This is a genomic window from Ketobacter alkanivorans (assembly GCF_002863865.1).
In the GTDB taxonomy this organism is placed as follows: Bacteria; Pseudomonadota; Gammaproteobacteria; order Pseudomonadales; family Ketobacteraceae; genus Ketobacter; species Ketobacter alkanivorans.
This window is the reverse complement of record NZ_CP022684.1, coordinates 313,650-325,723: the sequence shown is the minus strand read 5'-3', so window position 1 is coordinate 325,723 and position 12,074 is coordinate 313,650. Positions and strand designations below refer to the sequence as shown.

8 protein-coding genes and 1 tRNA gene are annotated in these 12,074 nt (G+C 48.4%); 4 read left to right on the top strand and 5 right to left on the bottom strand.

The genetic code is table 11. From position 1 onward, the window contains the following. Positions 1-211: 211 nt before the first annotated feature. The 3 genes from Kalk_RS01460 to Kalk_RS01450 all read left to right on the top strand — a co-directional run bounded on the left by Kalk_RS01460 (position 212) and on the right by Kalk_RS01450 (position 2,734). A complete protein-coding gene (locus Kalk_RS01460; RefSeq protein ID WP_101892517.1) occupies positions 212-487 on the top strand; it encodes an HU family DNA-binding protein in 276 nt (91 codons plus the stop codon). A 138-nt stretch (positions 488-625) separates the two neighbouring features. After that, a tRNA-Asp gene (locus Kalk_RS01455) sits at positions 626-702 on the top strand. 115 nt (positions 703-817) lie between these two features. Then, complete coding sequence (locus tag Kalk_RS01450; protein WP_101892516.1) at positions 818-2,734, top strand: SurA N-terminal domain-containing protein; 1,917 nt, start codon at positions 818-820, stop codon at positions 2,732-2,734. A gap of 57 nt (positions 2,735-2,791) precedes the next feature. Here the strand turns inward: Kalk_RS01450 and Kalk_RS01445 are convergent, their stop codons facing one another. From Kalk_RS01445 to Kalk_RS01425, 5 genes are read right to left on the bottom strand one after another with little or no spacing between them, the layout of a single operon-like run. After that, positions 2,792-4,390 carry an ABC transporter ATP-binding protein gene (locus tag Kalk_RS01445; protein WP_101892515.1) on the bottom strand — a complete coding sequence of 533 codons (1,599 nt, stop codon included), beginning with the start codon at positions 4,388-4,390 and terminating at the stop codon, positions 2,792-2,794. A gap of 15 nt (positions 4,391-4,405) precedes the next feature. Further along, on the bottom strand, positions 4,406-5,431 hold the full coding sequence (locus Kalk_RS01440; protein WP_101892514.1) for an ABC transporter permease: 1,026 nt from the start codon (positions 5,429-5,431) through the stop codon (positions 4,406-4,408). A 3-nt stretch (positions 5,432-5,434) separates the two neighbouring features. Next, positions 5,435-6,520, bottom strand: coding sequence for a microcin C ABC transporter permease YejB (locus tag Kalk_RS01435; protein ID WP_101892513.1), 1,086 nt, complete (start codon positions 6,518-6,520; stop codon positions 5,435-5,437). Between the two features lie 3 nt (positions 6,521-6,523). After that, entirely contained in the window at positions 6,524-8,338 is a 1,815-nt protein-coding gene (locus Kalk_RS01430) for an extracellular solute-binding protein (protein ID WP_101892512.1), read from the bottom strand. Positions 8,339-8,378: 40 nt separating this feature from the next. Further along, a complete protein-coding gene (locus tag Kalk_RS01425) occupies positions 8,379-10,244 on the bottom strand; it encodes an extracellular solute-binding protein (protein WP_101896168.1) in 1,866 nt (621 codons plus the stop codon). Between the two features lie 204 nt (positions 10,245-10,448). Between Kalk_RS01425 and Kalk_RS01420 the strand changes: the two genes are divergently transcribed. Continuing rightward, on the top strand, positions 10,449-12,074 hold the full coding sequence (locus tag Kalk_RS01420; RefSeq protein WP_158643256.1) for an HDOD domain-containing protein: 1,626 nt from the start codon (positions 10,449-10,451) through the stop codon (positions 12,072-12,074).

Sequence of the window (12,074 nt, the reverse complement as noted above, 5' to 3'; positions counted from 1 at the left end):
AAGATAAGAAGCCCGTAAAAATGACTTGCAAAAAAATAATTACATGCAGCGTGAGAGGTCTGCTTGACAGCCCTTTTTAGCAGTTGGTATAAAGTTGCTCCGCCGCAAGGGACGGGGCTTCAACGGCCCTAAGGCCGAAATATTTCACCCTAAATTGTGCCAAGATCCTTGGTAAAATCCGCAGACAAAATTCTTTTATAAGGGGAGTCTTGTGAACAAATCTGAACTCATCGACGCTATCGCCGCCTCAGCGGACATTCCTAAAGCCCAAGCAGGTCGAGCTTTGGATGCAGTTATCGAAACCGTTACCGGTGCGCTGCAGCAAAACGATCAAGTAGTATTAGTCGGCTTTGGTACTTTTGCTGTTAAAGATCGTGCAGCTCGCAGTGGCCGTAACCCACAAACTGGTCAGCCCATCGAAATTCCAGCTGCCAGAATTCCTACGTTCAAGCCAGGCAAAGCACTTAAAGATGCAGTAAACGGTTAATCATTGCAGCCGTTTTACCAGGCCTAATGATCATTGAAGACGATAATAATAACAGTTGAATAGACCAGGCACGGTCAACTAGGGCACCCCAGTTTGGGCAAATATTGTTCTAAATCATTTAATTGTGTTCGGAGTTATGGAGCGGTAGTTCAGTTGGTTAGAATACCGGCCTGTCACGCCGGGGGTCGCGGGTTCGAGTCCCGTCCGCTCCGCCATTCCTCTATTGTCCGATTTTCTGTGATTACTGCCTGATGTAAGATTGAAGAGAAGCGCATCTATGATACGCTTCTCTTTTTTATTTTCGGGGCCCTCTTAGGGGCAACCCTCTAGATGACCTCTGATTGGAGCTATCAAATCATGCAGCAGTTTCGAAATTTGCTAAAAGGATGGGTGGGAAAGCTTCTGCTTTTTATCTTTATTCTTCCCTTCGCGTTCTTTGGAATTGAAGGCATCTTCAACTCCAGCGGCAGCCAGGATGTTGCCGTAACAGTGAATGGCGTTGAGATACCCAAGATCGAGGTCAGCCGGGCCATAGAGAACCAGCGTCGTAACCTCAAAGAACAGATGGGCGGCAATATAGACGATTCATTTTTAACTGATGAACTGCTGCGACCCCGTGTAGTTGAAGGGCTGATCCAGAAGGAGTTAATCCGCCAGTCATCTGAGCGTGATGGCATGGCGGTTTCATCTAACCTCGTCAAATCCTATGTGCGCTCGTTACCTCAGTTTCAGGATGATACGGGACAGTTCTCCAATGACAAACTGGAAACACTTCTCGTTCAGGCCAACTTTACCAAAGCCCGCTTATTTGATGCCGTTCAAGAAAGCATGGTTCTCGAGCAGCTGCAATCAGGTATCGGTTCCACCGCGTTTATTACTTCCGCAGAGCTTGACTACATTGTTAAGCTGAATGATCAAAAACGAGTGGTTAGTTACGCAACGCTGGCGGCTGCACCGCTAAAAGATGGCATTACGCTAAGTGATGAAGAAATCAGCGCCTTTTTCGAGATGAACAAACTTCAATACCGAACCGAAGAGAAGGTAAAGGTCAACTATATTGTCGTCGCAATGGATGACTTTGCTGATGATGCCGAGGTAGAAGAATCTGAGCTACTGGCTGCATATGATGATTATGTACAAGGCGTGAAAGACCAGGAGCGTCGTAGAGCCTCTCACGTACTGGTGGAGATCAATGACGACCGTTCGCAGGCCGGTGCCAAGGCTCGGATCGAAGAAGCGCTGGCACGTTTACAGGCGGGCGACAGCTTTGAATCCGTTGCTCAGGAATATTCTGATGACATCGCCACAGCTACTGCTGGCGGAGACCTAGATTATGCAGGTCGAGGCCTTTACGACGAAGCCTTTGAGGAAGCACTTTTTGGCTTAAAAGCAGAAGGGGATGTGACAGGTGTTGTGAAAACCGAGTTTGGTTATCACGTAATCAAGCTTACCGGAATCGAAACCCCTGAAATTGAAGATTTTGATACCAAGAAAGCTGAGTTGATCGCTGATATTAAAATTGATCACGCCAGGATCAAACTTGATGAGGCCATTGATGAGATTGGCCGAATTGCTTATGAATCCGGCGACCTTCAAGCCGTGTCTGAGCGTTACGGTAAGCCGATTGAGACAACACCATTCTTTACCCAGATGGGTGGCAGCGGTATTGCTGCAGATCCAAAGTTTGTTACTGCGGCTTTCTCGGATGCTGTCATCAAGGAAGGTCATAACAGTGAGATCATTGAACTGGGCGACAGCCGCGTCGCAGTGCTGCGGTTGGCCAAACACCAGCCAGCGAGAGATCAGGAACTGAGTGAGGTTGAGGAACAAGTTAAAACGGCGCTGATCCAACAAAAGCTGCGTCAGTTAACCGATGAGAAAGCCACGGCCATTGTGGCTAAACTCAAAGAGGGTGGCGACCTCGCCAGCGTGGGTGAAGAATTCAATCTAACCTGGCAAGAAAACGTTGAGATCACTCGTCAGAGTGGAGATCTTTCCAGATCCATTATTTCAACGGCGTTTGAGATGCCAAAACCTTCAGATGACGCCGTAAGTGCCAAAAAAGTTGCTCTGCCCAGCGGTGATCAGGAGATCGTTGTTCTCTCCAAAGTTATCGACGGTGAGAACTCGCTGACCGATACAGAAGCCTTGCAAGCCAAGGCCTCGGCATCAGAGCAGTTTGGTACCCAGGACTTCAATAATTATGTTGCATCCTTAAAAGACAGTGCCGAAATCGAAATCCGATAAATAATTTTATTCTGCACAAAAAGGGCCGCCAGCGTGTTAAACGTTGCGGCCCTTTTGTTATATGGAAAATGCTGAGTTTAGTAGCTCTTTGGTATATTCGTGTTTAGGCTCAGCAAAGATTGACTCGGCCCCGCCTGATTCCAGAACTTTACCTTCCTTTAGCACCAGTATCTCATGGGCAATGGTTTTAACCACTTTCAAATCATGGCTGATAAAGAGATATGAAAAGCCATGTCGCTGTTGCAGATCCCTTAGCAAATCCATCAGTTGGGCTTGTATAGATCGGTCAAGGGCAGAGGTAGGTTCATCCAGTACAATGAGGTCAGGCTCAAGAATCAATGCGCGCGCTATTGCGATACGTTGTCGTTGACCGCCTGAAAATTCGTGTGGAAACCGGTGGCGAGTCTCCGGATCCAATCCGACCTCCTGCAGGGATTGAATAACTTTTAGTTCTCGCTCTTTTTTTGTGCCGATTTGATGAATGAGCAGCCCTTCGGAGATGATCTCTTCAACACTCATTCTTGGTGACAGGCTACTGAATGGATCCTGAAATACTATTTGCATACGTCGCCTGAGCGGCCTGACTTGAAGCGAGCTGAGTTTACTTAACTCCTGTTTTTCGAAGATGATGCTGCCGTCACTATCGATCAGTTTAAGCAGAGCCTGAACCAATGTCGTCTTGCCAGAGCCACTTTCGCCGACTATGCCCAGTGTGTGTCCGCGTCGTATTTCGAAACTAATATCATCGACTGCTTTAATGTACCCAACAGTGTGCTTGAATACGCCTCTTTTTATGGGGAACCAAACCCGTAGCTGATCCACGGTCATAACCGGGATGGCATTGGCATCGGTTTCCACTGGATGCCCACAGGGCTCTGCAGCTAACAACGCTTTGGTATAGCTATGTTGAGGTGTTTCAAACAAGGCCGCTGTTTCGTTAACTTCTACCAGGCTACCTTTTGTCATTACCCCAACTCTATGGGCATAACGCCGCACCACACCAAGATCATGGGTTATTAAAAGAATAGTCATGCCGAGCTTTTGCTGCAGTTCTTGTAGCAGGTTCAATACCTGTTTTTGTATAGTGACATCCAGCGCGGTGGTAGGCTCGTCGGCTATGAGGATCTCTGGTTCGTTGGCAAGCGCCATTGCGATCATGATGCGCTGTCGTTGGCCACCTGAAAGTTGATGGGGATATGACTTCAGCCTGCTTTCAGGGTTAGGTATGCCAACTAGCGTCAGTAGTTCAAGGATGCGTTCTTTTGCTTTCTGACCACTAAGACCTTGGTGAATTCGCAATACTTCGCTTATTTGTTTGTAGACATTGTGTAGTGGGTTGAGGGCTGTTAACGGCTCCTGAAACACCATACCGATGCGATTGCCACGAATCTTTCGCATTTGCTCTTCATTTTTCAACAGCAGGTCTTCTGCTTCAAACATTACGTTACCGGCATCATAGTGGGTAATGTTTTTGGGCAGTAACTTGGTTAATGCCATTGCGGTTACGGATTTTCCTGACCCGCTTTCACCAACCAGTGCGAACGTCTCGCCTTTGAGCAGTTCGAAGCTCACATCTTTTACTGCGTGATTAACCGTAGCACCCTGGTGAAATGAGACAGACAGTGAGTCAACCTTGAGTACAACTTGATCGCTCATCTATTGGTTGCCTCCTTATTGTGCTCGTGGATCAAACGCATCGCGGAATGCCTCGCCAATGAATACCAGCAATGTCAGCATAATACTAAGCACGCAGAATGCCGAAATACCAAGCCAAGGGGCCTGTAAGTTAGATTTACCCTGAGAAACAAGTTCTCCTAGTGATGGAGAACCCGGAGGCAGACCAAAACCTAGAAAATCCAGTGCGGTTAACGTGGTAATGGAGCCTGTGAGGATGAATGGCATATAGGTGATGGTGGCGACCATGGCGTTGGGTAAAATATGTTTAAACATGATACCGCTGTCGTTCAGGCCCAATGCTTTGGCCGCTTTGACGTATTCCAGGTTGCGGCCGCGAAGAAACTCGGCCCGCACCACCGGCACCAGGGTCATCCAGCTGAACAGGAGCATAATGCCGAGTAGCCACCAAAAGTTTGGCTTAACTATGCTGGAGAGAATGATCAGCAAAAACAAAGTCGGCAGGGATGACCATATTTCGATAAACCGTTGCCCGAACAAATCGGTTTTGCCGCCGTAATAACCTTGCATTGCACCAGCCATTACACCTACCACGGAACTGAAAATGGTAAGCACCAATCCAAATAGAACGGAAATTCGAAAACCGTAAATCACGCGGGCCAATACATCGCGTCCTTGATCATCTGTTCCAAGCAGGTTTGCCTCATCAGGAGGCGAAGGGGCAGGGGTGCTCAAATCGTAATTAATGGTATCAAAGCTGAACCGTACCGGCGGATAAATCATCCAGCCCTTCTCATTGATGAGGTCAATCACAAACTCATCGCGATAGTCTGCTTCTGTTGGCAAATCCCCACCGAACTCGGTTTCTGAATAGGTTGCTATAACAGGATAGTAATACTGGCCATCAAATTGGATCAGCAAAGGTTTGTCGTTAGCGATCAGTTCTGCGAATAGGCTGACAAAGAACAGCAGCGTGAAGATCCAGAGAGACCACCAGCCACGGCGATTGGCTTTAAAGCGCTGAAACCGTCTTTGGTTGATTGGAGTTAAGGTGCCAAACACTGCTTAAGCCCTCGACTCGAAATCTATGCGTGGATCCACCAGTGTGTAGGTGACATCGCTGATCAGGTTAACCACTAATGAAATAAGGGTGAATATAAACAGGGTTCCAAATATGACGGGGTAATCACGGGATAATATGGATTCAAACCCAAGTAAGCCCAAACCATCCAGAGAAAAGATAACCTCGATCAGGAATGCCCCTGTGAAAAAGATGGACACCAGTGCGGCGGGTACACCTGCAATAATAATCAACATCGCGTTGCGGAACACATGCCCATACAACACCTGATTCTCTTTTAATCCCTTGGCTCTTGCGGTAACAACGTACTGCTTGCCAATTTCATCCAGAAATGAGTTTTTGGTTAGCATGGTTAAGGTTGCAAAGCTGCCAATAACCAGTGCCGTAATGGGCATTGCCAGGTGCCAGAAGTAATCTAGGATTTTGCCCGCCAGACTCAGCTCGTCAAAGTTGGGGGAGGTTAGACCTCGTAATGGAAACCAATTCAAATAGCTGCCCCCCGCGAATACTACTATCAGAAAAATAGCGAAAAGAAAGGAGGGGATGGCATTGCCTATAATGACCACAGAACTGCTCCATACATCAAAGTTAGTTCCGTGTTTAATGGCTTTCCGAATACCCAGTGGGATCGATATAAGGTAGACGATCAGGGTTGACCAAAGCCCTAAGGAGATTGAAACCGGCATTTTTTCCAAGATCAGATCGGTGACACTTTTGTCACGAAAAAAACTATCACCAAAGTCCAGCGTGAAATAGTTTTTAACCATGATTAGAAATCGTTCCCAGGCTGGCTTGTCGAAGCCATACATTGTTTCGATCTTTTTTATCAGCTCAGGATCCAGTCCCTGGGAGCCCCGATAGGATGAATTGCTACTGGTATTGGTTCTGACCTCAGACTGTGCGCCACCACCAATGCGAGAAGCCGCGCCACCGTCTATTCCCTCGAGCTGAGCAATCATTTGTTCTACAGGGCCACCGGGAGCCGCCTGAATAATCACGAAGTTGAGGGTGAGTATACCCAATAGCGTCGGAATAATGAGTAACAGCCTGCGTATTATATAGGCGAGCATAATTTATTGCTGCCCACTGGTTTTAACTGGCGTTAGCCACCAGGAGAAGAAGCCAACATCGCCGTATATCGGTGTTATCTCTGGATGTTCAAATTTATCCCAATAGGCAATGCGATGTTTGTTTATGTGCCACTGCGGTACCACGTAGTGATTCCACAGCAATACCCGATCAAGGGCGCGACAAGCTGCAATCAAATCTGCCCGTGTTTGTGAGCGAATAATTGCATCGATCAATACATCAACGACAGGGTCCTGCACCCCAATGTAGTTACGGCTGCCCTTATGATCAGCAAACTTGGAGAACCAGTAATCACGCTGTTCATTGCCCGGGGAGTTTGATTGACCAAAGCCGCCGATGATCATGTCGTATTCGAAGTCTCTTACGATACGGATATAGTTTGTAGAATCAACGATGCGGGCGTTGGCTTCGATACCCAGTTTTTTAAGATTCTTAACATAAGGTAAAACGATGCGCTCAAAATCTTTGCTGTAGAGCAGTATTTCAAACTGAAAGGGTTTGCCTGTTTCTGCATTAACCAAATCGGTGCCTTCAAAACGCCAGCCGGCTTCTTTCAATAAATTGATTGCCGCTCTTATATTCTTACGATTATTGCCGCTTCCGTTGGTTTTCGGTGAGACGTAGGGCTTGGTAAAGACTTCTGCTGGAAGGTCGTCACGAAATGGCTCCAGCAGCTTGAGTTCACCCTCTGAGGGCAGGCCGGTAGATGCCAGGTCTGAATTGGAAAAATAACTCTCAGTACGATTATAGGCGCCATAGAATAGCTGTTTGTTCGTCCATTCAAAATCAAACGCCAAATCCAAGGCCTCGCGCACTCGGGCATCTTTAAACAGGTCCCGCCGCGTGTTCATTACGAACGCTTGCATTCCTGTCGGGTTCTGGTGGGTCACTTCCAGTTTGATGATGTCACCGGAGGCAAATTTGGGGCCTTCGTACTCAGTCGCCCAGCGCTTGGACTGCTTTTCTTCTCTGTAGTCGTAGCGACCGCCTTTAAATGCCTCAAGCATAACGGTCTGATCCCGATAGTATTCGACTTTGATGTTATCGAAGTTGTACATACCCCGGTGCGAAGGCAAATCCGCTGCCCAATAGTCTTTGACCCGCTCGAGCTCGATGCTTTTGCCCGTGTCAAACGACTTTATGCGGTACGGGCCGCTGCCCAATGGGATATCCAGCGATGCCTGGCTAAAATCACGCGGCTCCCAATAATGCTTGGGCAGCACCTTAAGCTGACCAAGTACCAGTGGAAGCTCTCTGTTTTTGTCGTCTCTTGCGGTAAATTTGACGCGCTGTGAGTCGAGGGCTTCAACATTTACCACGTCGGCGTAATAGGCCCGATAGAACGGTTGTCCATCTTCCATAAGGCGCTTGAAGGTAAATACCACGTCCTCAGCTGTGATGGGTTGTCCATCGTGGAATTTTGCTTTGGGGTTGATGTGAAAAATAATCCAGGAGCGGTCTTCTGGGTATTCAACTTTTTCTGCGACATGGCCATAAACCGTAAACGGTTCATCCATGGCTTGAACCATGAGTGTGTCGTAGGTCAGCTCCATGTAGGCGGCTGGATCGCCTTTGATCACATCAGGATTAAACGAATCAAAAGTACCGTAGGCAGCCAGCACGACAGAGCCGCCTTTGGGAGCGTCTGGGTTGGTGTACTCAAAATGGGTGTAATCCGACGGATATTTCATATCACCATGCATTGCTATGCCGTGGCTGGTGATGACTTCACTGGCGAGCGCAGTCACGGTGGTAATGGCTACGCAGGCTGTCAGAAATAGCTTTATGAATACGTGCATTGAGTTCCGCTTCCCATCTATGTGCATCTGTTCGTTTTCATTACTTCAAATCATTCAACCACCAGGTCTGAAAACCCAGTGTCATTGCTGAAGAGGTTTCTGGTCTGGCGAATGTGTTTTTGTAGGCTAGCCGATGATAACCCAGATGCCAGTGCGGTATCGTGTAATAGTTCCACAATAACACGCGATCCATTGCCCGAACCGCGGCAATCAGGTCATTTCGGCTCTTTGCTGCGGTTATCTGTTCGATCAATGCATCTACCACTGGATCTTGAATTCCTGAGAGGTTCTTTGCGCCTCTGACATTGGCTTGTGCGCTGTGAAAATACAGGCGTTGCTCCTGGCCAGGTGATGCCGATTGAGGCAGGACGTACACCGTCATATCAAAATCAAAGTCATCCAACCTGACTTTATACTGGGCCCTATCCACAATGCGTATGTTGGCCTCTATGCCAATTTTGCTCAAGTTCTTAACGTAGGGGTGTAACACCCGCTGAAACGAAGGGCTATTAATGAGCATTTCAAATCTGAGCGGCTCGCCGGTTTCAGCGTTGACCAAGCGTTTATTGTTATAGACCCAACCTGCCTGTTTCAACAAGCCAATGGCTTCACGCATCGCCTGACGTAAATCTTTGGCGCTGTCGTAGCGGGGGTATTTGAACTCTTCAGTAAACAGCGCGTGAGGGAGTTGCTTTCGGAACGGTTCCAACAGCGCTTTTTCTGCTGCGCTCGGCAGCCCTGTGGCACCCATCTCTGAGTTTGGGAAATGCGTGTTGTTGCGAGCATAGGCGTCACTGAATATGTTGCGATTGGTCCACTGAAAATCAAACATTAGTGATATTGCTTTACGTACCCGCACATCTTTAAACACGTCCCGGCGCATATTCAAGAAAAACGCCTGGGTGCCTGAAGGTATGCTGTGTTGTAATTCTTCTTTAATAATTCTGCCGTCTCGAACTGCTGGGAAGTCGTATCCAGTCGCCCAGCTTTTGGAGACGTTCTCCACCCAGAAGTCGACGCCACCTGATTTCAGCGCTTCAAAGGCTACGGTACGATCACGATAGAATTCAACGCGCACTTCATCGAAGTTAAACATCCCTTGGTAGACCGGGTGATCCTTGGCCCAGAAATCATCAACGCGCTGCAATGTCACGTAGCTTCCCAATACAAAATCGCTGACTCTATAGGGACCACTCAAGGGCTGCGGAGTTCCAGAGGACGCGCCAAAGCTATGAGACTCCCAGAAGCGCTTGGACATCACGGGTATCTCGCCCACCCGCAGCAGATTGGAGCGCTCGGGTTGGCCTTTGAAGGTAAACCGCACCCTGTGAGTATCAAGCACCTCAACGGACTCAACTGCGGCCAGATTGTTAGGGAACATGGGGTGAGCCTGATCGGTCATCAACAGTTTATAACTGAAGGCCACGTCTGCAGCGGTGATCGGGTCACCGTTGTGAAATCGCGCTTTAGGGTTTATCTGGAAGATTACCCAGCGGTAATCGGCCGGATATTCTATCCACTCACAAATAAGGCAGTAGGCGGTTTGTGGTTCGTCACCGCTTTCCAGGTAATAGTGCGTGCCCATCATTAACGGCTCATTGAGCTGAGTTATGCCGTACATCGCCGAGAATTCCGATGGGCTGATGCCCTTCAGCACATAGGGGTTGAGGGTATCAAAACTGCCTAAGGCGGGCAGGGTGATCTTGCCACCTTTTGGGGCCTCAGGGTTTACAAAATCGAAATGCTGGAAGCCTTGGGGGTACTTGGGCTGGTCGTACAGGGCGATGGCGGTGGCCACCAACACGTCTGCAGCTGCTGTGTTGCGAGCGAAGCCATTCAGACTGATGGCGAGGATTAGCAATAAAAACGCAGGAAGACAACGGCGAGGAGGGGTTATGACTCGCATATCATCACCGCAGTGAGCCGCCGGGTTTAGTGCCATAAATGTCATGTAACCTATTGGTTTTATTATGGGTATTAATAGTTTAGCGAATTGAGCACAACCTTTATAACCGGTTACCACAATAACTTCAAACAAAACAAGCACATCCTTTGAAAGTGGCTAAACTTTAAGGTAAACAGGATTAATAGAAAGCGAGTTGGAATGCTGGTGGAGAGAACGAGTTCTGTCGATGAGTGGGTGGATTTCCTGGGGAAGGAGCACATGCCGGCGCTGGCCGAAACTGTGCAGAAACTGAGCAGACTGACAACGGATGACGATTCACGCGTATCCCAGTTGACTGAGCAGGTTCTGAAAGATCCAAGCATCACTTCCAGGATATTACAGATATCCAATAGCGTGGTTTACAAAGGGTTTGGTGGCAATATCAAAACCATTACCCGCGCTATAGTCATGCTCGGGTTTACCACGATCAGAGACATTTCCATGTCGATGCAGATCCTGGATAACATCCTCAAGCAAAACCCTTCAGATCATTTAATGACCCAAATTGCCAATTCGTTTCATGCCGCCATGCAAGCCCGGGGGTTGCTACGAACCGCCAAAACAACGGATCAGGAGGAGATTTTCATCTCCACCTTACTGCTGCATTTTGCTGAACTTTCCATGCTGTCTCGGGACGACGAGGTTAGTCGTAAGCTGAATATGCTGCTGCGGGATAACAATATGTCGGTGAATGATGCCGCTGTAGAGGTGTTAGGGTGCAGCTTTGACCAGATCTCTGTTGCCCTTGCCAAGCAATGGGAGCTTGGGGATATTTTGCTTGAGGCGCTGAGCAAGCCCAAGATGCCGAGTCGACCCGCGCAAGCCGTGTTGCTGGGGGATGAGTTGAGTCAGGTGGCCATGTTGGGCTGGAATGCCTCACCGGTTAAAGACGTGGTGAAAAAGATCGCCAAGTACCGCGACATTCCCTTCAAGGACGCCATGGTGGAGGTGAAGCAGATGGCGGACATGGCTCAGGATCTGGCAGTGCATTATGGCGCATCAAAAGTTAAACACTTGATCCCAAACTCTGAAACCCGATCAGAAGATACGGAAGCCAAACCATCCGTAGTTGTGCCAATTAACGTTGAGCCTAAACCTGATGCGATAGTGGTTTCAGACACGCCTCCTGTTAGCGAATCTGCACCGGAGTCGACCGCCTCTAATGAAGATGACGGCATCGAAGATTTGATCGAAATGGCATTAAGTGGTGGTAGATCCCCCGAGCCACAGCCTGTTCTGGACCGAGAAGATACGGAAACCCGTGCGCAAACGGGCGTTTCCAATGTTCAGCTTCAGATGGACATTATGCAGAAGTTAAATATCTTGATTGCAGACAAACGCATTGACGTGAACTCTATGCTGGATCTGGTATTGAACGGCATGTGTGATGCGATCGGGTTGGATCGCGTGGTGATGGCTCTGGTTTCTAAAGACCGTAAAGCCATGGTTCCCAAGTTTTTTAAAGGGCAGGTGGATTTGGCGTTTAAGGAGCAATTAAAAATCGACCTAACTGAAGAAAACGCGTTTGCCAGCTCGATTCGTCAATCACAACAGCTGTGGATGGGATCAAAGTTGATGGCGGGGCGGGCTTATCTGCATACTGCTAAGCTGCAGGAGGCCCTGGGTTACCATGAATACTTTGTGGCACCGATTATCGTATCCCGGCGTCCTATTGGTGTGTTTTACGGTGACAAGGCCATTTCGAAAGCGCCACTAAACGATCAGCAGTACGCTGGTTTTTCTATGCTGGCGCAGCAGGTTGGATTGGCGCTAACGGCCAATCAGGGTTAG